The organism is Flavobacterium praedii (assembly GCF_026810365.1).
Classification (GTDB): domain Bacteria; phylum Bacteroidota; class Bacteroidia; order Flavobacteriales; family Flavobacteriaceae; genus Flavobacterium; species Flavobacterium praedii.
Window position 1 is genome coordinate 1,247,116 of the sequence record NZ_CP113948.1, and the last position, 21,844, is coordinate 1,268,959.

The following is a 21,844-nucleotide window of genomic DNA, read 5'->3' on the forward strand; positions in this document are numbered from 1 at the left end:
AAACCAACAAAAAGCTAACTATGAAAACAAAATTATTTTCAATCGTTTTGATGTTTACAGCTATTGTGAGTTTTGCGCAACAAGATGCTCAGTATACACAATATATGTACAACACAATAAATGTAAACCCAGCTTATGCAGGATCAAGAGGAGCTTTGAGCTTTTTTGCTTTGCATCGTACACAATGGGTTGGGCTTGATGGTGCACCAATTTCTAACACTATTTCGGTTAATACTCCATTCAACAACAGTAGACTTGGTCTAGGTGTATCACTTGTAAATGATGAAATTGGACCATCAACTACTAATTCAATATCAACAGATTTATCATATACTATTCCTGTTTCTGAATCCTATAAATTATCATTTGGTGTTAAAGGAACTATTAACTTATTTAATTTAGACATAAACAAATTAAATCCAAGTGATCAAGGTGATCTCCAATTTCAAAATTTTAACAACGATGTTTCACCAAATGTGGGTGCTGGAATTTATCTACATTCTGACAAAGCTTATTTAGGTTTTTCTGTTCCTAATTTCATAGAAACAAATACCTATAATGATAATGATGTTGCTATTTATAAAGAAAAAATAAACTATTACTTAATTGGAGGATATGTTTTTGATTTAAGTCCTACCATAAAATTCAAACCTACATTTATGACAAAACTTGTAGAAGGATCTCCCTTACAAGTTGATGTTTCAGGAAACTTTATGTTCAATGAAAAACTTACAGTAGGTTTGGCATATAGATGGAGTGCAGCCTTAAGTGCCATGGTTGGTTTTCATATATCAGAAGGTTTGTATATAGGATATGCATATGATTTTGAAACTACAGAATTAGACAATTACAATTCAGGTTCACATGAAATATTCTTACGTTATGAAATATTCAAGAAAAATAATAAAATAACAACACCTAGATTCTTCTAATATTTTCATTTATTAAGAAGATTTGGTAAAACATTGGATATGCAACTTTTAAAAACAAAATTATAGTTGTTTACTCTTAATAACAGATGTCATGAAAAATATAGAAATCCTTTGTTTCTTACTTACTAGTATATTTTCATCCAATAGTTGGGGACAAAATACTGCTATTGACATAAATAATAAAAAAGTAAGCACTACACAAAGTAATATTTTGATCATGAAAGATAAAACATATACTCCAAATAAGAGGATTAAATATTATCATGTTGAAGAAATTACGATGATGAAATTTGGAGGATATAAAACAGTTTATGATGTTTCAAATCCAAAACTAATTAGGACTTATGATTTGGGTACTAATAATAAAAGAATAGTAACACCCATATTTGTTGATGGAGACCAATTAGAAAAATCAATTTTAAATTCGGATACTTTACTTAGAAGTAGCATTCCAAGTAAAATATTATTTTCTGATACTCCCAAAAAAGCAGATTCGTATGCATCCATAGACATTATTAAAACCTATGAAAGGGTAGCAGAAAAAGGTTTTGAATCTTTGGATATGATGAAAAAGCTAGCAAATTCCTATTTTTTTAATGATGAATTTGATAAAGCAGAAAAATATTATACTAAAATTTTTGCCAAAACCACTGATATTGAACCCGAATATTATTATCGATATTCAATCACATTAAAAGCGGTAGGAAAAATTGAAAAATCGAATGAATATTTAAAAAAGTTCAACCAATTATCTAGTAACAGTACTAGATAAATAACTAATAGTAATCAAAAAAACAGTACAGATTTCTAAAAAACTATTATTATGAAAAACATTACAGTACTTTGCCTAACGATACTTTCCTTTTTTACTCTAAGCACTAATGCGCAAAAAGCTAAAGTATTGAATGCGGATAAAAAATACGATAAATACGCCTACGTAGATGCCATAAAAACATACGAAAGATTAGCCGAAAAAGGGTATAAATCTCCTGAAATGTATGAGAAATTAGGAAATGCTTACTATTTCAATTCTGAATTAGACAAAGCGGCAAATTGGTATGAACAATTATTTGCATTAAATTCTAATGTCGATCCAGAAATCTATTACAGATATGCTTTTTGTTTACGATCTATTGGTCAAAATGAAAAAGCCAATGAGATGCTTAAAATGTATATTGAAAAATCGGATAATTCTACCAAAGGAGAAGAATACATAAAAGAAGTGAATTACTTGGATAAAATTAAAGCTAATTCTGGTAGATATAACGTTTCTGATGCAGGAATAAACTCAAAATATTCAGATTATGGCAGCTCTTTTTACAATGACAAATTGGTATTTACTTCTTCAAGAGATACTGGAAGTTTAGGCCAAAGAAAACACACTTGGACAGATCAATATTTTACTAATTTATATGAATCCAAATTGACGCCAGATTCATTATTAACAGATAAACCAAAAAAGTTTTCAAAAGGTGTAAAATCCAAATTTCATGAAGCAAGTGCCATTTTTAAAAAAAATGGCAATACTATGTATTTCACCAGAAATAATTATTTGGAAGGAAAAAAAGGTAAAAATGAAGAAAATGTAACCTTGATTAAGTTATACAAAGCCAGTTACATAAACAATGACTGGAAAAATATTACCGAATTACCTTTTAATAGCAACAACTATAGTACAGCACATCCCGCATTAAGTCCAGACGAAAAAACATTGTACTTCGTTTCGGATATGCCAGGCACCATTGGCGAATCTGATATTTTTAAAGTAAGTATTAATGATGATGGCAGTTTTGGCACACCTGAAAATTTAGGAAAAACCATAAACACTGCCGGAAAAGAAACATTTCCTTTTGTTACAGATGAAAATGAAATCTATTTTGCCTCAGACTCCCATTCTGGTCTTGGTGGTCTTGATATTTTTGTTTCTCAAATAAATCCAGACGGCACTTTTGGAGAAGTTCAAAATGTTGGAGCAGATGTCAATTCCACAAAAGATGATTTTGCATATTTAATCAATACCAAAAACAGAATTGGATTTTTCTCTTCCAATAGAGATGGAGGAAAAGGGTATGATGATATCTATCGTTTCAAAGAAATAAAAAGACTAGCAAAAAAATGTGTTCCAGAAATAAGCGGAATTATATCTGAATCTAAAGATGGTAAAAGCATTCCAAATACTAAAGTGTCAAATGCTAAAGTATCTTTATTCAATGATAAACATATATTGATTAGTTCTAAGGAAACCGATGAAAATGGCTATTATCTTTTTAATGTAGAAAGTAAAAACACGTATAGTATCAGAGTTGAAAAAGAAAAATACGATACTGCAGAAAAAACAATAACAATCCCTGTTAATGAATGCAAAATACAGTTAAACTTGTCTATACAACCCACTATTTGTAAGGTAACTATTGGGGATGATTTAGGAGGATGTTTTGGTATAAAATGGATTTATTTTGACTTAGATAAATCTAATATTAGACCTGAAGCTGCCTTAGATTTGGCCAAAATTTTGGATGTATTGAATCAATATCCAACAATGAAATTAGACATTCGTTCCCATACAGATAGTCGTGCTTCATTTAAGTACAATGATGGTTTGTCTGAACGAAGAGCAAAATCCACTAGAGAATGGTTGATCAAAAATGGTGTTGCACCAGATCGATTAGGAAGTAAAGGATACGGTGAAACTCAATTAGTCAACAAATGCTCTGATGGTGTACAATGTACTGAAGAAGAACATCAACAAAACAGACGTAGTGAGTTTATTATAACTGGATTATAAAATATTTTTTTAGCAAAAAAAACTACCTGTAATATGGTAGTTTTTTTTTGCTTTATAGAAATCTCAATTTTTAAATTTTTACAAAAATATTAGTATAATATTTTTTCCCATTTGCTGGATTTTCTCTTATCGAAATACCAAAATGTGTATAATCACCTTCAATATTTTGTTTATGTCCTTCGCTATTTAGCCAAGCATCGAAAGCTCCTTGAGCACTATTGTAATTATAAGCAATATTTTCACTTACTTTTACTGCACCCAAAACTTTTATAATATTAGAAGAACGAGCTTCAAAATCATTATGATTTACAACATTGTTTGCAATCATATAATTATCATGTTCTTCCGATTTGTAGGAAACATGATTGATTTTTTCTAATGCTTTTAACCCAATACTAACACGGTAATTATTAATCAAAGTCATTGTTTCCAATTCTACAGGACTATAATCGTAGTTTAAAACGAGAGACGAAGTTTGATCTGATTCTGTTGAAGTAGTTTCCTCAGAAGTACAGGAAATAAAAAATAAAATTGCAATAAATGAAGACACACGAAGTAATTTCGAATTCATATAAATAGTAGTTTAAATCTAAAGTAGATTGGGGGCAAACTCCTTTAATGTTAACGGTTTAGGCTAATTATTAATCCAAATAAACTGACTTAAATCCAAATCACCAAATATAATCGACGAACTACATCAAAAACACAAAAGATAATACAACATTCTTACATTATGGGGCTAGACGTGAAATTTTCCAAGAATAATCTTCTTCAAGTGTATATCGAATTCGATCATGCAAACGGTTAGGCCTTCCTTGCCAGAATTCAACTTCTTTAGGAAAAACAATAAAACCACCCCAATGTTTTGGTCTTGGAATTACTGAACCTTCGTAATCTTTTTCTAATTGTTTTAAATTTTCTTCCAAATAATTTCGAGAAGGTACAACTTCACTTTGATTGGAAACTATGGCTCCTAATTTACTTCCATCAGGTCGGGATTCAAAATAGCCATCTGAATTGTTTTCTGATGTTTTTTGTGCTATTCCTTTGATTATGACTTGTCGCTCTAAACTTTCCCAGAAAAACGAAAGACAAACATTTGGATTATTAGCTATCGCCCTACCCTTTTCAGAATTATAATTAGTATAAAAAATAAAACCTTCCTCGTTGAATTTTTTTAAAAGCACTACGCGCGATTTTGGAAAACCGTCTAAACCAATTGTTGAAACAGTCATAGCATTAATTTCACCAGTACCTTCAAAATCTTCTACTTCATGAAACCATCTGTTAAAAAGATTAATTGGGTCTTCTGGAATTGAAGATTCTAATAATTCACTTTTTTCGTATGACTTTCTATAATTACTTAAATCGCTCATTTTATTTAGTTTTATACTATTTTATTTTACTATTAAAATTCAAAACTTTTTCCATCATCAGCTAATAATACATTTTTAAAAACAGTTTCGGCTTCCTCTTTAAACAATTGAATGCTATCATACCGTGTAGAATAATGCCCTAATATTAATTGATTTGCATTGGCTTTCAAAGCGATTTTTGCAGCTTCTTTAGCAGTAGAATGCATGGTTTTTGAGGCTAATGATTCTTCGGATTGCAAAAAAGTAGATTCGTGATACAAAACAGTAACATTTTCAATTAGTGGAATTACATCTTCACTGTATTTTGTATCCGAACAAAAAGCGTAACTCAATGCAGGAATTGGATCAAATGTTAGTATTTCATTTGGGACTATTCTACCATCTTCCAAAGTGATGTTTTTACCATTTTTTAAATTCTGATAATAACAGGTTTCTATTTCATAAGATTGTATTGCTTTCATATTGAGTCCACGTTCACCAATTTTTTCTTGAAATAAAAAACCGTTGGTATATACGCGATGTCTTAATGCAATTGTCTTGACTATTACTTTATCATCTTCATAGATAATTTCACTTTTCTTTGATTCCAATTCATGAAAAAACAATTGATAATTTGTCCATGAATTGGACAATCGCAACTGCAAATCAATTATTTCTTTGATTCCTTTTGGTCCATAAATATGCAAATCATTTGTTCTCCCCAGAAGGGCAAAAGTAGAAATCAAACCGATTAAACCAAAAAAATGATCTCCATGCAAATGAGAAATAAAAACATGATTGATTTTTGAAAACTTCAATTTGTTTTTACGCAATTGCACCTGAGTTCCTTCACCACAATCAATCAAAAAAAGTCTGTTTTTAATTTCTAAAACCTGTGAAGTAGGATTGGTCAATGTACGAGGAGTTGCGGCATAACAGCCAAGAATTGTTAGTTTCAAATTTATTTTTTAGAGTTAAAAAAGTTCAAATTGGAATATATTTTTGAAAACACCTTTTTATTCAATTATTTAATGATGAGAACAAAAAGGTCTTGAATGACCGCAAGTGCGTGAGGGATAGAGCAAGGCGCCAAAGCGCTCGTGATAGCCCGACCGCATTGAGAAAAGGGGCTGAATGAGCGGTTTATATATTAAGCCCCTTTTCTCAATACGTTCACGCCCAAATAATTATATTTTAAAATAATAAGGTATTAACTGTTTTTTAGACTTTTTAAAAACCCAAATCTCTTTCAATTTCATCCATTTCAATTAAATCTTGCGCTTCCAATTGAGTAGGAACAACGATTATAGACATAGGAACTTTGTTGTAATCAATATCGCTAACAACAAAAACAATTGATTTTTTTTCTTTTTTATGTTTTTTGGCTAAATCAGAAAAGATTTTGATTGATTTTACATCCACTGATTTGTCATGTGAGATATCTAAAATAAGATTATGCTCTTTGAAACTATTGTACTGGCTATTTATTTTATCTAAAAATGCCACAATATCTCCTTCGGTATCTTTAATTATAACCGTATGACCTTTTGTTGTTACTTTCATTGATATTGTGTTTAATGGTATTTTTTATTGAAGTTTTGAAGCCAATAGATAAATGACTGCCATCCTGATTGCCACTCCATTTTCTACCTGATTTAAAATTACAGATTGTTGAGAATCGGCTACATCGCTAGTAATCTCAACACCTCGATTAATAGGTCCTGGGTGCATAATTACAATTTCTTTATCGAGAGAATTTAATAAATCTTTATCTACTCCATATTGCTGTGCATACTCCCTTGTTGATGGAAAAAAATTAACATCCATTCTTTCATTCTGCACTCTTAACATATTTGCTACATCACACCATTCTAGCGCCTTACGTAAATTAGGTTCTACAGTTACTCCAAGTGATTCGATGTATCTTGGGATAAGGGTTTTGGGACCACATACTTTAACTTCGGCGCCTTGCATTTGCAAAGCATAAATATTAGATAGTGCTACTCTAGAGTGTAAAATATCTCCAACGATTACTACTTTTTTACCAGCCACATCGCCTAACTTTTCTCTAATGGAATAACTATCCAATAATGCTTGTGTGGGATGTTCATGAGCTCCATCGCCTGCATTTACAATACTTGCCTTTACATTTTTGGACAAAAAATAGGCGGCTCCAGGATTGGAATGTCTCATGACAACCATATCCACTTTCATCGATAGAATATTGTTTACGGTATCTATTAAGGTTTCACCTTTTTTTACTGAAGATTGAGCTGCAGAGAAACTAATAACGTCTGCTGATAATCTTTTTTGTGCCAATTCAAACGATAATTTTGTTCGGGTACTATTTTCAAAAAATATATTAGCAATAGTAATATCTCTTAAGGAAGGCACTTTCTTAATTGGACGGTTTATGACTTCTTTAAAATGATCGGCTGTTTCAAATATTAGGTTAATATCATTTTCATTAATGTACTTAATTCCTAATAAATGATTTACACTTAATTCGCTCATTATTATTTTATTTTCAGATTTTAATTTTATGCAAGTGAATTTGAAATGGAGGTATAAAAACCAGATTAATTGGTTAACAAATACACCCCATCTTCTCCATCTTGTTCTGTCCAACACACTTTGACCTTTTCTCCATTTATAGCGTCTACTTGGCGGCCTCTATAATCTGGTTGAATTGGTAAATCTCTACTAAAACGACGATCTATTAACGCTAACAACTCAATTCCAGAGGGCCTACCAAAAGATTGAATTGCAGTTAGAGCTGCACGAATACTTCGCCCGGTATACAAAACATCGTCTATAAAAATGACTTTTTTATCTTCAACCAAAAAATCAATTTGTGTTTTATTGGCTTCCAAAGGTTTGTTGGTTCTACGAAAATCATCTCTAAAAAAAGTAATATCCAAATAGCCCAACAATACATTTGGTATATGATATTCTTTTTCTAATAAAGTTTTCAAACGTTCTGCCAAAAAAGTACCTCTAGGTTGAATTCCTATCAAAACAGTATTCGAAAAATCAAGATGTTTTTCAATTAATTGACAAGCCAAACGATTCAAAATAATATTGACTTCTTTTGAATTGAGTAACACTTTTTGATTCATATTCTAGAAATTATTTATTTAAAAGATATAAGGTTGTTATGCTTAGTTTTAAAATTTACCAATCGGCTTTAAAACTATTTTGGTTTGGTTAAGCAAATATACAAATTCCGATTTAGGATTTATTCATTACAAGTCTAGAAAAAAATATTTATTATTTTCTAAAAGAAATCCATGTTGCTTTATGCCAAATATACTCCATAGGGCCTTGCTTATGTGTTTTTAACCACCATGTACAAAATGCTAATTGAAGTACAAATAAAACAATTCCGATTAGCAAACAATAAGTAGCTCCAGTATATTCTACAAGTCCCAATCCGTAACGGTAATAAATAAAAGAACCTACAATGGATTGCATGATATAATTGGTTAAACTCATTTTTCCAAAAGGAATGAGCTTTTCCAAAAAATTATTTAAAGATTTTTTTTGATATAACAATAGGAAAGTAGAAACCAAAATAATCATAAATGCACAGTTTGACCATGAAGTTACAATTATTGAAAGACTATTCATAGTTGCTTTTCTTGCTATAATGTCTGGCAAATATATTTTTAACCCGTTGGGTGTAATTATTTGCAGTAAAATAAATTGATTAGATATTGGTCAAGATACTGAAATTCAGTATCTTGAAGTCGCCAAACAAACCAATATCTATGTCAAATATAGTAAAAAATTATTTTAGAGTTTTAGAAGTTATAAGTTCTTTGAATTGTAAATTAGAGAATAAATCAGATGTCGGCAGAAAACAAAAAATGTCTGATTTAGAAGTAGTTGCGTTAAGTTTGACGGCTGAATTCATGTCTATTGATAGTGAAAATTCTTTATTTAAAGAGATTAATAAGCAAGAAATACCTAATTTAATTGAGCGAAGTCAGTTCAATAAACGAAGGCGAAAATTGTTTTTCTTTTTAGAAGAAGTAAGAACAAAATTAGCATCTCGGTTTTTAGAATTTGAAGATTATTTCATCGTGGATAGTATGCCGTTGGAGATTTGCAAATTTGCACGTCATAGGAGGATTAAAATCTGTAAAAATGAGTTTGAAACAGCTCCTTCAAAAGGGTTTTGCGCTTCTCAAAACAACTGGTTTTACGGATATAAATTGCATGGAGTTTGTTCTATAAATGGAATTTTCCATTCATTGGATATTACAAAAGCAGAAGTTCATGATGTTCATTTTTTGAAAAATATAAAACAACAAATGTCTGATTGTGTAGTGCTTGGTGATAGAGGGTACTTATCTCAAAGCATTCAATTAGATTTGTTTCAAACGGTTAATATAAAATTAGAAACACCCAAAAGAGCTAATCAAAAAGATTATAAACCACAACCTTATATCTTTAGAAAATCAAGAAAAAGAATTGAAACATTATTTTCACAACTATGCGACCAGTTCAGAATTAGAAACAATTATGCAAAAACTTTTGAAGGATTTAAAACAAGAATTTTAGCAAAAATAACAGCATTAACATTGGTTCAATATGTCAATAAATTCATCTTTGATAGACCAATAAACAATATTAAAAATCAAACAATTTAATTACACCCAACGGGTTATTTTTAATAAAAACAAAGGAATAAAAAGGGTAATGGCATATTGCAATGCTTTTTTCCAAAACAAATTACTTTCAATTGATGCAATAAAAAGTTTTTTGCGTCCAATAAGCATCCCTAAAAGAAATAAAGAAGGAGCTTGAAAAAAACGACCATTTTCCCAAGACCAAAAAACAGATGCTAATCTTCCGATTCTAATATTTCCGATTGCATAATCCAAAAAGGAATTGCTTTTAAAATACTCGCCCATTAGGCCAAAATAATGATCCGATACATTAGGAGCTGGTACAAATTCGGGATGTAAAAGCATATAAAAATACCTAACCCATTCAAATGGTTGTAACATCAAAATTATTGCCGTTATAAAAACAGCTTTGTCATTCCATTTACAAACAGGAATTAATGCAATTCCCAATACAGCATAAATCATTAGAATATCACCTTCGTAAAAAATAGTATTTACAAACCCAAATCCTAATAATAGCAATAAACGCCAAAGAAATCGACCTCTAAAATCATTTCCTTTTTTTTGCTGATTATCATTTTGGATATAAAAACTAAAACCAAAAAGTAATGCAAAAATGGCATACGATTTTCCACCAAAAAGAAAAAACAAGGTCTCCCAAATTATTTTATCTAAAAATTTTATCCATTCTGGCAGGGCTTCTGGAAAATTATAGTAATCAAAATGTTCAATATTATGCAACAACATAATAGACATGATTGCAAAACCTCTTAAGGCATCAACTACTTCAACTCTAGGAGTTTTTAAATTAAAAGAACTGTTTGACATAGGGGCTTAAAACATAGAATTATTTTCTCAAAAGTATCTCAAATTTCAATTAAAAACTAAAAATCGATTTCTAAATTCATTATAAATTAGATATACTTTCTAATGTTATTTTTCAAAAAAAAAAGCTCCTACAAGTAATGCAGGAGCTTAATATTTAAAATATTATATCTTAAGAATACATTTTCGTCCTTAATTCTTGAACTTTTTCATCGTCTAAATATTCATCAAAAGTCATATAACGATCGATAGCACCATTTGGCGTTAACTCCACTACACGATTACCAACTGTTTGAGCAAATTCATGATCATGAGTTGTAAAAATAACTGATCCCTTAAAGTTTTTTAATGAATTATTGAAAGCTGTAATCGATTCTAAATCCAAGTGATTCGTTGGTTCGTCTAGCATTAAAATATTAGCACGTTCCATCATCATTCGAGACAACATACAACGTACTTTTTCTCCTCCAGATAATACTCTGCTGGTTTTTAAAGCTTCTTCTCCAGAGAAAATCATTTTCCCAAGGAAACCTCTAATAAAAACTTCATCACGTTCTTCCTCCGTTTTGGCCCATTGACGCAACCAATCCACAAGAGTATAATCATTTTCAAAAAACGAATGATTTTCAACAGGTAAATACGCTTGGTTAGTTGTAACTCCCCAATCAAATGTACCAGAATCTGGTTGTTGATTTCCGTTTAATATCTCATAAAATGCGGTAGTAGCACGCGAATCTTTGGAGAAAAGAACAATTTTATCCCCTTTGGCCATATTCAGATCTACTCCTTTAAACAAGATTTCTCCATCAATCGAGGCACTTAAATTTTGAACATTCAAAATTTGATCACCCGCTTCACGATCCTGATCAAAAATAATGGCAGGATAACGACGGCTCGAAGGTCTAATCTCAGAAATATTCAATTTAGAAATCATTTTTTTACGAGAAGTAGCTTGTTTAGATTTGGCCACATTTGCAGAAAAACGACGTATAAATTCTTCTAATTCTTGTTTCTTTTCTTCGGCTTTTTTGTTTTGTTGTGCACGTTGTTTCGCAGCTAATTGACTGGATTCATACCAAAAAGTATAATTCCCGGAATAATGGTTTATTTTACCAAAATCTATATCGGAAATATGAGTACAAACAGAATCTAAAAAGTGTCTATCGTGAGAAACTACAATAACTGTATTTTCATAGTTTGCTAAGAAATTCTCTAACCAAGCAATAGTTTCAAAATCCAAGTCATTGGTAGGCTCATCCATAATAAGTAAATCTGGATTTCCAAAAAGGGCTTGCGCCAAAAGTACTCTCACTTTGATTTTTCCTTCCAAATCACCCATCAAAGTGTAATGATTGTCTTCAGAAATACCAAGATTCGACAGCATTGAAGCAGCATCAGAATCGGCATTCCAACCGTTCATTTCTTCAAATTGTACTTGCAACTCTCCTATCCTATCGGCATTTTTATCATTGTAGTCTAGGTACAACGCATCCATTTCTGTTTTCACAGCATATAGGATTTTGTTTCCCATCATCACGGTTTCCAGTACCGTATGTTCGTCAAACATATTGTGGTTTTGATTTAAAACCGACATACGTTTTCCTGGTTCCAAATGAATATGCCCCGAAGTTGGGTCAATATCACCTGCAATTATTTTAAGAAAAGTTGATTTTCCAGCACCATTGGCTCCAATAACTCCGTAAATATTTCCGTGTGTAAAGGTTGTATTTACTTCGTCGAACAAAATTCGTTTGCCAAACTGAACTGATAAATTATTGACTGTTAACATGAATGTCTTTTTATTAAAATTTTGTGCAAAAGTACAAAAAAATGTCGATTTTTTTTATTCTGAAACAAGAATTAGTTTATCCCGATAATTTAAATCATTTAAACTTACACACATTATTTATTAACCAAAAAACATTAAAACGAACAACCCTGAAATAATAAAACCTGATAACGAATCATCAGGTTTTGACTATTGTTTTCCTAAAAAAACAAGAATAATTCAAAATAAAAAAACCATATTAAAATACAAATAACCAAACTCAATCTTAACGATTATAACTTTTATTTTTGAATTGAAATTAAGCTTGAACTAACTTTTTCAAGCTATTATATACCGCTAATTCAACATCGGCATGTTCTTTAGAATTACATTTTTCCAGTAATTCATTCAATATAGAAATGTCTATATTTTGTTTTTTATTTATTTTTAACAAAAGCTGTTCCGCTAAATCATTTAAACTTTTAGACAAAGGCAATAAGGGCTGAATCAATGGCGCATTTTGACTTAGGACATTCAAATCAGAATTCATTTTGGTCCATTTATTCAAATAACCAACAACAACTCTTTCATTTTCAATTGATTTATCACTCAAATAATTTGTTACCACTTTATTAAATTCCAAAGCATCTGAGGCATCTGGAATGCAAGCATCAGCAAACAACGTAAAAGGGGAATACGTTTGATATTCTGTTCCCTCAGCATTTCTTGAATATTTTTTAAGCGGTTCACATATATTTGAAAAATCTACTAAAGATTCACTTTTTTGATTATTACTGATATTCCTTAGCAAAGCTTCTCTGCTTTTAATATGATTCAATCCCAATTCTTCCAATCTAAAGGAGAAAACATTCATTCTTTTGCGTAAGCTAATCATGTCTGTTACACTTTCATCAGACCATAAACGCTCTGCAATGGCGGCTGTTCTTGGCCAAATTCTGGAATCGATAGTTGTGGGAGTAACCAATTCGGACCACATGGTGGCTTCACCTCCAAGAATTCTAGCTTTTTCTTCTTCAGACAAAGTAACATTTTTAGGCATTGGATCCACTGTATAATGATCTTCAACGCCATAAACCAAATCAATATAATACCCATTAGACAATACCGTTTTGTACCCTCCTTTTACTGCATCAACAAGCGATTTTCCAGCAGGAACACCTTCATTAATCCCTTTCCATGAATGAATTATGGCATCTTTAGACATGTTTTTGGTCATGATTTCCTCCCAACCCATTAATACTTTATTATGCTTTTTGAGCATTGGAATCAGTTGCATGGTGAAATACGTTTGCAATTCATGGTTGTTTGCTAAATTATGTTTCTTTTTAAAAACTTGAATTGCTGGATTACTGTCCCAATCTTTACCTTCGTTTTCATCACCCCCAATGTGAAAAAATTTCCCAGGAAAGAGCGGACAAACTTCATCAAAAAACTCACTTATCAATTGATACGTTTTGGGATTTGAAGGATCCAAAGTTGGAGTAAAAATACCTGAATTTCTTTCGAGGTTATAGGATTGAATTTGAGTGAATTTTTGCTCTTTCTCGCCCGAATTAATATTTACATCAACAACTTTACTTCCTATTTCTGGGTAAGCTGTGAGTATTGCCGTTCCGTGGCCGGGCATGTCGATTTCCGGAACTATCAAAATTCCTCTTTCCCCTGCGTACTTAACAACGTTCTTTATTTCTTCTTGGGTATAATAATTCCCGTCCGATGCCATTTGAATCAGTTTCGGATGTTTTTTCATTTCGATTCTCCATCCTTGATCGTCTACTAAATGCCAATGAAAAACATTCATTTTTGCAGCGGCCATCGCATCTAAATTTCTTTTTATTACATCGACGGGCATAAAATGTCTTGCAGCATCTATCATTAAACCTCTCCATGTAAATCTTGGAAAATCGGATATTTTTGAGATTGGAAAATAGAATGATTTACTATTATTTTGTACCAATTGTAGCAACGTTTCCAAGGCATGCAATGCACCAAGATCCGAAGTAGCATTAATTGTAATTTTATTTTTAGTAATATCTAATAAATAACTTTCATCTTCATACAATTCAATTTTTCCGTTACGGACACAATTAATTTGAAGTTCAGCTGAAGGAACTTCATTTAAACCTGTTATGAAACCTTGGTTAAAAAACAAACCAGTTCGACCATCCAATCGTCTCAAAAAATTAGTAGCACCACTAAAAACTCTTGAATTTGGAGCTCCAGTAATATTTACTTTGAAGTTTTTTGTTAAAGCAAAACTACCTTCTGATAAAGAAATATTTTGTGGCCAAGGCATAATATTTAATTGCTCTTTGGTAATTTGAGCATAAGATATAAAATTGGCAAATAAAAAAAGTACGATGTATTTCATTATAATAAAGAAAGTAGATTTTGAATCTTGGTTAAAAAATCAATTGATAACAAACGCTAAACTCAAGAATTTAAACTCAGCAAAAACTTACAGTCTAGCGTTTTACTTAACAATCAAAACAAAAGTGGTATTTAGTACTCAAAACGTTTAAAAGCTTCAATGGCTTCATATTCGGCTAGTCCTAATTTATCATATAATTTGGCTGTGTTTTTATTTCGATCCTCGGCACGTACCCAAAATTCTCTGGAGTCATTACCTTGAAACATTACCCTGTCTTTTTGAGATTGATGATACAAAATAGCCTGTCTTTTTAAGAGTACTTCGTCTGGACTCAAAGGAACAGCCATATCAATTTCATGAATATCCCATTCGTGCCAAGCACCTCTGTACAACCATAACCAACAATCGTTCATGAATGGTTTCGATTTTAATGCTTTCATGGCAGCAAAAATAGCATTCAAACAAACTTCATGAGTACCGTGAGGATCAGCAAGATCACCTGCAGCAAATACTTGATGAGGCTTAATTCTTTCTATGATTTCTTTTACGATTGCAATATCCTCAGGTCCTAATGGTTTCTTTTGAACCATACCTGTTTCATAAAACGGCAAATCTAAAAAGTGAGTATTTTCATCTTTCAAACCGATGTATCTTGTTGCGGCATAAGATTCGCGTCTTCTGATCAATCCTTTTAATTTACGAACTTCATCAGAATCATTTTGACCTTTTGCTTTTGAATTTATAAAATCTATTACGGATTGGAAGTTGATTCCAGATGTATCTTCACCAACAAAATCATTGCATACTTCGGCAAATTTGAGTGCTTCATCATCTGTAACCGCAATATTTCCAGAAGTTTGATACACTACATGCACATCATGACCTTGTTTAATCAATTTTGCAAATGTTCCTCCCATAGAAATAACATCATCATCAGGATGAGGACTAAACAGAATTACTCTTTTCTTGGCAGGATTAGAACGTTCCGGTCTATTAGCATCATCTGTATTTGGTTTTCCTCCAGGCCATCCTGTAATGGTATGTTGTAATACATTGAACATATTGATATTCAAATCATAAGATGAGCTACCCGCTGCCAATAAATCGGACATTCCATTGTTGTTGTAATCTCTATCCGTTAATTTTAGAATTGATTGATTTGTATGTTGACAAAGCCAAACAATTGCTTTGTTTTTCAATTGTTCCGTCCAAATACACTCCCCTACTAACCAAGGAGTCTCCAATCGCGTTAACTCGGATGCGGCCCCTTCGTCTAAAACGAAAGTCGTGTTGTTATGATTTTGTAGAAACGTTGCAGGTACTTCTGAACTGATATCGCCTTGAATGGTTCTTTTTATAATTGAAGCTTTATTTTGTCCCCAAGCCATCAATACAATCCTCTTGGATCTAAGAATGGTTGAAACCCCCATTGTGATAGCTTTTTTTGGTACATTTCCTATTCCATTAAAATCACCTGAAGCATCCACTTTAGTAATATGATCCAATGTTATGATTCTTGTACCAGAATTGATATGTGAACCTGGCTCATTAAAACCAACATGGCCTGTTCGACCAATTCCTAATAATTGAAAATCAAGTCCACCCGAACTTTTAATTTTCAATTCATAATCAACACAAAACTGATTTAAGTCTTCTAATGCAACTGTACCGTCAGGAATATTTATATTTTCTGGTCTAATGTCAACATGATTAAAAAGATGTTGATGCATAAAGTAATGGTAACTTTGATTACTTTCCTTTGGCATCGGATAATATTCATCTAAGTTAAAAGTAACTACATTATCAAAACTCAATCCTTCCTCCTTGTGCATGCGTACCAATTCCTGATATACTTTTATAGGTGACGAACCTGTTGCCAAACCTAAAACACATTTTTTATTTTTTTCTTGTTTGGAACGAATTAAATCTGCAATCTCTTGAGCAACGATTATCGAAGCATCCATTGAATTTTTAAAAATTACATTGTGTATTTTTTCAAAACGGGTGTCTTCAAATTGACCAGCAGGCTTGTAACTGATGTCATTAACTAAGGTTGTTGTAGTTCTCATGTTATTTATATTATGTATTTTAAATCTAGAAGAATAGTGGTTTAAATTGTAGTTAATTATTATTTTAACAAATGACTAAAGACTTAGAACACTTGTTTATTTTGAATCAATACAGTAGCTGTTTTGATTTATATGTAAATTTTATTTTCTTAAAAAATAAAAATAAATTTCAATTTTAGTAAGCTCTTAAAAAAAGCGATAACACTTTACAAATCGGAGCGATTGGTTATATACCCTTTGAATTAATTAAAAAAATCTTGCAACATCATTTTTCAATTTTTCTTTTTTTTATGTCCAGACAAGCTTTCACTTGTCTGGAATAAAAAATAACTAATTTAGTATTTTAGAAATTAGGTCCAGTAGTATCCCACCAAAGTCTAGTTCCTCCATTATCAAGTCCTCCTAATTTTGCCAATCCTGTAGCTACTCCACCTGGGTTACCATCTTTCTCAGATTGAGCAAAATTGATTCTACGTGGTCCAAACTCGGTAGTTATTTTACCTCCACTGGTATTTTTAAGGACTGGGAAAAGTTTTGGATAACCTGTTCTTCTATACTCAGACCAAGCTTCTTGACCTTCTGGGAATCCAGCGATCCATTTTTGAGTAATAATTTTTTCTAACTTAACCTCATTCGAAGCTGCATCATCCCAAGCAACAGTGATTTTACTAACTGCAGGAGAATTATTAACAACATAAAAAGGTATTGCAATTGAAGCCGCATCAACATAATCCTTTGGCTTGTTTGTATTATTTTGAATATAAGTTGCCGCACCACTTATACCGTTTTGAGCAAACGATAATGTTATTCCATTTTCATAAAAAGCTTTAGCAGAACCTGATGTCCAACCTCTTAATACAGCCTCAGCTAATAAAAAACTAGTTTGTGCTGCAGATACAAAAACAATATCACCGGTTTTTACTACATCACCAATTCTTGAGAAATCAGCGTGATCTGCTTTTGAAGCAATTTCAATTCCAGTTCTGACACCTCTATATTCACCAGGGAATTGAGTTGATGCGCTAAAATATTTTGATATCCTTGGGTCATTGTACCCACCTAATATAGACTCCATGTCAGCAGACATACAAATATCACCCCAGCCTGAACTAATTGTGTTGATAGCATTTGGAGTAGCAGATTTCAAAACAAAGTTATCTTCGTTTGTAGTCATCACACCGTACTTATTATTAATTGCTAACAAAGCTTGAGATTTAGCTAAAGTTGGATTAATCTTAACAAGTCTCATTGCTAAACGAAGACGCAATGAATTAGCATATTTTATCCATAAATTACGTTTACCTCCATAATTAGATTGATCAATATTCTCAACTGGTTTTGCATTTGAATCTGCTCCAATCATTAATTGATTAATTGCAGTGTCTAGTTCTGAAAACATTTGTGTATAAACTTGTTCTTGAGAATCATATTCAACAACTGAATTTTCGGTACCAAATTTTGAATACACAATTGGGCCATAAATATCAGTTACTCTATGCATTCCTTGTACTTTAAGAATTAAAGAGATTGCATAAACATCTTTTGATTTCTCTTTTGCAAGCTGTTCAACTTTTAAAGCATTTGCCATAAAATTACCATATGCAATATTCCAGATAAAACCATTCCAACCATCAATTAGATTGTAAGTCGTATTATTTGACCCACCTGCAAAAGCAGTCGGAGTTGCCATATATCCAGACCAAATATCAGCATTCAAGTTTTGCTGCAATTGATATTGCCATTCAGGCATTTGAATAATTACATTATTGAACATAACTTTCATTGGAGCTGCAACATTACCAAAATCTTGTGATAACATTTCTTCTGTAGCTCCTTTAGGATTGGTATTTGTTGATTCAAAATCACTTGTACATCCTACAGCTGCAATCATCGAAATGTATATAGCAGCTTTTTTTATTTTGTTTATTTTCATGATATATTATTTAGAAAGTAACATTTAAATTTAAACCAATGCTTCTTGTAGAAGGCATTCCAAAAAGATCAACTCCTTGTAGTGTCTCTCCTGAACTTAATGATACATTAGGATCAAAAGGAGCATCTTTATAAATAAAGAACAAGTTTCTTGCAATTAAAGATAAATTTGCAGATTGTATAAATGGAAAGTTCTTTGTATTAAAAGTATAGCCAAGTGAAATCTCTCTAACATTTACATTTGTTGCAGAATACATATATTCACCAGTTGCTTTATCAATTCCTCCTACAGCTTTATAGTATTTCTCTGCATCCATAGAAGTTACAGCTACACCATTTTTGTCAACCGCATTTATTGCAACACTACCTGCATTTCTTGCGTCACCAGTTTCCTTAGAAACACCGTAACCATCAAGAACAGATTGAGTTAAACTCATTACATCTCCACCTACTCTAGCATCAATTAAAACATTTGCAAAGAAAGAACCAAATTTAAATGCATTTTGAAAACCTAACATATAATTTGGGTTTGCATTACCTACATTTTCATACTGTCCTAATTGTACATTTCCTTTATCGTCTAACAAAATTTGCCCTTTATCATTACGAAGTAATTTTTTACCTTCGATTACACCAAAAGGTTGCCCTTCAATAAGTGCATAACGATAGTTCATATTATTACCATCTGTCAAAGTAATTCTACGAGAATCTCCTCCTGATGAAGGAATTTCTTCAACAACATTTTCGTTCAATGAATAATTCACCGTTGCGTCCCATGAAAATTTATCATTTTTAATAACAGTTCCAGATACTACAAATTCCAATCCTTTATTTGAAATTTTACCAGCATTGATTCCATAATACTGATAACCAAATGGGTTTGTAGCTGGAGCCAACACTTCAACATATTGATTTTTTGTTTCAGAGTTATAATAAGACAACTCAAAACGCAATTTATTTGAGAACATTCTCCATTCTGTACCAATTTCAAATTCTGATTTCAATTCTGGTTTTAAAGATTCTCCTGGTTTTGGACCTACTCTTGGAGATACAATTTGTCCATTTACAATTGTAGAAGTTGGAGAAGTTACAAAAGGAAAAATATCATTACCTACTTGAGCATATGTAGCTCTAACTTTTCCAAAATTAATCCACTCAGGCATCGTAATCATATCACTTACAATTGCAGTTGCTCCAGCAGATGGATAAAAATAAGACATCGTATCGGTATTAACCAAAGTTGACGACCAATCATTTCTACCTGCAACGTCTAAATATAACATATCTTTATATCCAAAATTAGCAGTTGCAAATACAGAATTAAGCTCTCTTACTCCTCCTACTGTTTGAGAATTTGTAAAATTGTTTGAAAAATTAGCCAAATTAAAATAGTTTGAGTAAGTTAATCCTCTCCCTGATTTTCCTGAATCTAAAGTTGTAGCTTCATTAGCCAAAGTTTTATTAAAACTTGTTCCAACTATAGAATTAAATGTCCAAGATGAATTTATGTTTTTGTTTATTGTTGCAATTAAATCACCATAATTTTGAGTGCTTAACGTATTCACATTAATATATCTTCCAGATTCACTTGCAAGAGCAGGTGTTGTTGTTGCATGCACTTTTTTATCAAAAATACTTTCAATACTATTATAGCTATATCGTCCAGAAATATTTAACCAATCTGCTACTTTGTAATCTAAAGCCAATGATCCATTAAAGAATTTATTTGAATCTATAGAAGCAGCTTTGTTTGTTAACCAATACGGATTTTGAATAACTTCATTAATTATTGGATATTGTTGTGCATTAAGATTTCTTGAAAGATCAAAATTTTGATATTGATCTTTATAAAAACCAAAATCATTTCCTCTAGGCAACAAATAAACCCCAGTCAATTGATTATAATATAATCCGTTAACAGGTCTATTATTTAACGTTTGAGCAGCATATTTCGCATCTGCAGAAATAGTTAATTTATCATTAAACAATTTACCAACTTGACGGATACCAAAATTGTTTTTACTTAAATTATTTCCACCAATAATACCTGAAGCAGTAGTATTAGCATATGATAAATTAGTAGATGCAACTTCAGAACCTGTTGAAAATTGTAAAGATGAAATTTGAGTAACACCTGTATTAAAATAGTCTTCAACATGATTTTGTGAAGAACCTTTTGCTCCCCAAGATAAATCATTACTTAATTTTGTCACACCTAATGATCCTGCATGGTAATCTGTTTGAAATTTAGGCAAATTAGCTACATTATCAAAAGTAGTAACTGAATTAAATTTTAAATTTGCTTTTTGATTTTTTACTTTTTTTGAAGTCAATAATATAACGCCGTTTGCTCCTTGGCTACCATACAATACAGATGCAGCAGCACCTTTAAGAACAGTCATACCTTCATAATCATCTGGATTGATAAGAGAGACAACATCACCACCATCACGGCTTCCCCCAGCTTCTGCACCAGAAGCTTCGTTTGGTTGTGTAGAAGATCCATTAAACAATGGAATACCATCGATAACATACAACGGTTGATTATTTGATACAGAAGAATTACCACGAATTATAACTTTTGTAGATCCACCAACACCTGCAGAAGATCGTGTAACAGCAACACCAGCAATTTTACCTGCAATTGTATTTACCAAGTTGGCATCTTTCACTCTTGTCAATTCTTCACCTTTTAATTCTTGAGCAGCATAAGTAAGCGACTTCTTAGTTTTTTTAACCCCTAACGAAGTTACTACTACCTCTGACAATGCAGTTGAAGATTGCGAAGTCAATTTTACTTGAATTTCAGAAGACTCACCCACTGTTATAGTTCTTGAGTCATATCCAACATAGGAAATTACTAATCTCGAACCGACACTTGCATCGATAGTAAATTTACCATCGAAATCTGTAGAAGTCCCATTTGAATCTCCCTCTACTTTAACATTTGCTCCCGCCACTGCAGTGCCAGTTGCATCAGAAACAAAACCCTTGATTGTTTTCACTTGAGCAAGGGAAACCTGCGCAGTGAAAAGAACCATTACGATTAAAAAAACTTTTCTCATTTTAAATTATTTTTGTTAGTTATGGTGTAAATTTATCGTTAACGTTTTCACAAAAAAAAAAAATTAAACCAACAGCATTGTTTTTTA

The 21,844-nt window shown here is 31.6% G+C and carries 17 protein-coding genes; 4 read left to right on the forward strand and 13 right to left on the reverse strand.

Features of this window, described 5'->3' with window-relative positions; all coding sequences use genetic code 11:
- Positions 1 to 20: 20 nt before the first annotated feature.
- From OYT91_RS05330 to OYT91_RS05340, 3 genes are all read left to right on the forward strand, one after another.
- The gene (locus OYT91_RS05330) at positions 21 to 932 is read left to right on the forward strand and encodes a PorP/SprF family type IX secretion system membrane protein (protein WP_269222716.1); all 912 of its coding nucleotides are present in this window, start codon (positions 21 to 23) and stop codon (positions 930 to 932) included.
- A gap of 91 nt (positions 933 to 1,023) precedes the next feature.
- Positions 1,024 to 1,704: a tetratricopeptide repeat protein gene (locus OYT91_RS05335; RefSeq protein ID WP_281239806.1), complete on the forward strand. Its 681-nt coding sequence runs from the start codon at positions 1,024 to 1,026 to the stop codon at positions 1,702 to 1,704.
- A gap of 51 nt (positions 1,705 to 1,755) precedes the next feature.
- Entirely contained in the window at positions 1,756 to 3,717 is a 1,962-nt protein-coding gene (locus OYT91_RS05340) for an OmpA family protein (RefSeq protein ID WP_281239807.1), read from the forward strand.
- A gap of 70 nt (positions 3,718 to 3,787) precedes the next feature.
- On the opposite strand, the gene OYT91_RS05345 is transcribed toward OYT91_RS05340, so the two are convergent.
- The 7 genes from OYT91_RS05345 to OYT91_RS05375 all read right to left on the reverse strand — a co-directional run bounded on the left by OYT91_RS05345 (position 3,788) and on the right by OYT91_RS05375 (position 8,789).
- Positions 3,788 to 4,288 carry a CAP domain-containing protein gene (locus OYT91_RS05345; RefSeq protein WP_281239808.1) on the reverse strand — a complete coding sequence of 167 codons (501 nt, stop codon included), beginning with the start codon at positions 4,286 to 4,288 and terminating at the stop codon, positions 3,788 to 3,790.
- 160 nt (positions 4,289 to 4,448) lie between these two features.
- Positions 4,449 to 5,093 (reverse strand): pyridoxamine 5'-phosphate oxidase, encoded by a 645-nt coding sequence (gene pdxH, locus OYT91_RS05350; protein ID WP_269222712.1) that lies wholly within the window; start codon positions 5,091 to 5,093, stop codon positions 4,449 to 4,451.
- 32 nt (positions 5,094 to 5,125) lie between these two features.
- A complete protein-coding gene (locus tag OYT91_RS05355) occupies positions 5,126 to 6,031 on the reverse strand; it encodes a ribonuclease Z (RefSeq protein ID WP_281239809.1) in 906 nt (301 codons plus the stop codon).
- Between the two features lie 271 nt (positions 6,032 to 6,302).
- Complete coding sequence (locus tag OYT91_RS05360; protein WP_281239810.1) at positions 6,303 to 6,635, reverse strand: ribonuclease Z; 333 nt, start codon at positions 6,633 to 6,635, stop codon at positions 6,303 to 6,305.
- A 24-nt stretch (positions 6,636 to 6,659) separates the two neighbouring features.
- Entirely contained in the window at positions 6,660 to 7,586 is a 927-nt protein-coding gene (locus tag OYT91_RS05365; protein ID WP_281239811.1) for an aspartate carbamoyltransferase catalytic subunit, read from the reverse strand.
- 65 nt (positions 7,587 to 7,651) lie between these two features.
- Positions 7,652 to 8,191 (reverse strand): bifunctional pyr operon transcriptional regulator/uracil phosphoribosyltransferase PyrR, encoded by a 540-nt coding sequence (gene pyrR / locus OYT91_RS05370; RefSeq protein ID WP_281239812.1) that lies wholly within the window; start codon positions 8,189 to 8,191, stop codon positions 7,652 to 7,654.
- Between the two features lie 151 nt (positions 8,192 to 8,342).
- Positions 8,343 to 8,789, reverse strand: coding sequence for a DUF418 domain-containing protein (locus OYT91_RS05375; protein ID WP_349293202.1), 447 nt, complete (start codon positions 8,787 to 8,789; stop codon positions 8,343 to 8,345).
- 53 nt (positions 8,790 to 8,842) lie between these two features.
- Here OYT91_RS05375 and OYT91_RS05380 point away from each other — a divergent pair, with 53 nt between their 5' ends.
- Positions 8,843 to 9,727 (forward strand): IS982 family transposase, encoded by an 885-nt coding sequence (locus OYT91_RS05380; RefSeq protein ID WP_432419415.1) that lies wholly within the window; start codon positions 8,843 to 8,845, stop codon positions 9,725 to 9,727.
- On the opposite strand, the gene OYT91_RS05385 is transcribed toward OYT91_RS05380, so the two are convergent.
- The 6 genes from OYT91_RS05385 to OYT91_RS05410 all read right to left on the reverse strand — a co-directional run bounded on the left by OYT91_RS05385 (position 9,728) and on the right by OYT91_RS05410 (position 21,757).
- On the reverse strand, positions 9,728 to 10,534 hold the full coding sequence (locus OYT91_RS05385; protein ID WP_281239813.1) for a DUF418 domain-containing protein: 807 nt from the start codon (positions 10,532 to 10,534) through the stop codon (positions 9,728 to 9,730). It abuts the gene before it with no gap.
- 169 nt (positions 10,535 to 10,703) lie between these two features.
- Positions 10,704 to 12,320, reverse strand: a complete 1,617-nt coding sequence (locus OYT91_RS05390; RefSeq protein ID WP_281239814.1) for an ABC-F family ATP-binding cassette domain-containing protein — start codon at positions 12,318 to 12,320, stop codon at positions 10,704 to 10,706.
- 298 nt (positions 12,321 to 12,618) lie between these two features.
- Entirely contained in the window at positions 12,619 to 14,691 is a 2,073-nt protein-coding gene (locus OYT91_RS05395; protein ID WP_281239815.1) for a beta-N-acetylhexosaminidase, read from the reverse strand.
- A gap of 131 nt (positions 14,692 to 14,822) precedes the next feature.
- Positions 14,823 to 16,760 carry a glucosamine-6-phosphate deaminase gene (gene nagB / locus OYT91_RS05400; RefSeq protein ID WP_281239816.1) on the reverse strand — a complete coding sequence of 646 codons (1,938 nt, stop codon included), beginning with the start codon at positions 16,758 to 16,760 and terminating at the stop codon, positions 14,823 to 14,825.
- Between the two features lie 343 nt (positions 16,761 to 17,103).
- The gene (locus tag OYT91_RS05405; RefSeq protein ID WP_281239817.1) at positions 17,104 to 18,693 is read right to left on the reverse strand and encodes a RagB/SusD family nutrient uptake outer membrane protein; all 1,590 of its coding nucleotides are present in this window, start codon (positions 18,691 to 18,693) and stop codon (positions 17,104 to 17,106) included.
- Between the two features lie 10 nt (positions 18,694 to 18,703).
- A complete protein-coding gene (locus OYT91_RS05410) occupies positions 18,704 to 21,757 on the reverse strand; it encodes a SusC/RagA family TonB-linked outer membrane protein (RefSeq protein ID WP_281239818.1) in 3,054 nt (1,017 codons plus the stop codon).
- Between the last annotated feature and the right edge of the window lie 87 nt (positions 21,758 to 21,844).

Excerpts from the sequence above, each read along its gene's own strand:
- OYT91_RS05340 (WP_281239807.1), top strand. The coding sequence starts at position 1,756 with ATGAAAAACATTACAGTACTTTGCCTAACGATACTTTCCTTTTTTACT.
- nagB (WP_281239816.1), bottom strand. The coding sequence starts at position 16,760 with ATGAGAACTACAACAACCTTAGTTAATGACATCAGTTACAAGCCTGCT.
- OYT91_RS05405 (WP_281239817.1), bottom strand. The coding sequence starts at position 18,693 with ATGAAAATAAACAAAATAAAAAAAGCTGCTATATACATTTCGATGATT.
- OYT91_RS05395 (WP_281239815.1), bottom strand. The coding sequence starts at position 14,691 with ATGAAATACATCGTACTTTTTTTATTTGCCAATTTTATATCTTATGCT.
- OYT91_RS05345 (WP_281239808.1), bottom strand. The coding sequence starts at position 4,288 with ATGAATTCGAAATTACTTCGTGTGTCTTCATTTATTGCAATTTTATTT.
- OYT91_RS05410 (WP_281239818.1), bottom strand. The coding sequence starts at position 21,757 with ATGAGAAAAGTTTTTTTAATCGTAATGGTTCTTTTCACTGCGCAGGTT.
- OYT91_RS05390 (WP_281239814.1), bottom strand. The coding sequence starts at position 12,320 with ATGTTAACAGTCAATAATTTATCAGTTCAGTTTGGCAAACGAATTTTG.
- pyrR (WP_281239812.1), bottom strand. The coding sequence starts at position 8,191 with ATGAATCAAAAAGTGTTACTCAATTCAAAAGAAGTCAATATTATTTTG.
- pdxH (WP_269222712.1), bottom strand. The coding sequence starts at position 5,093 with ATGAGCGATTTAAGTAATTATAGAAAGTCATACGAAAAAAGTGAATTA.
- OYT91_RS05330 (WP_269222716.1), top strand. The coding sequence starts at position 21 with ATGAAAACAAAATTATTTTCAATCGTTTTGATGTTTACAGCTATTGTG.
- OYT91_RS05380 (WP_432419415.1), top strand. The coding sequence starts at position 8,843 with ATGTCAAATATAGTAAAAAATTATTTTAGAGTTTTAGAAGTTATAAGT.
- OYT91_RS05360 (WP_281239810.1), bottom strand. The coding sequence starts at position 6,635 with ATGAAAGTAACAACAAAAGGTCATACGGTTATAATTAAAGATACCGAA.
- OYT91_RS05365 (WP_281239811.1), bottom strand. The coding sequence starts at position 7,586 with ATGAGCGAATTAAGTGTAAATCATTTATTAGGAATTAAGTACATTAAT.
- OYT91_RS05335 (WP_281239806.1), top strand. The coding sequence starts at position 1,024 with ATGAAAAATATAGAAATCCTTTGTTTCTTACTTACTAGTATATTTTCA.
- OYT91_RS05385 (WP_281239813.1), bottom strand. The coding sequence starts at position 10,534 with ATGTCAAACAGTTCTTTTAATTTAAAAACTCCTAGAGTTGAAGTAGTT.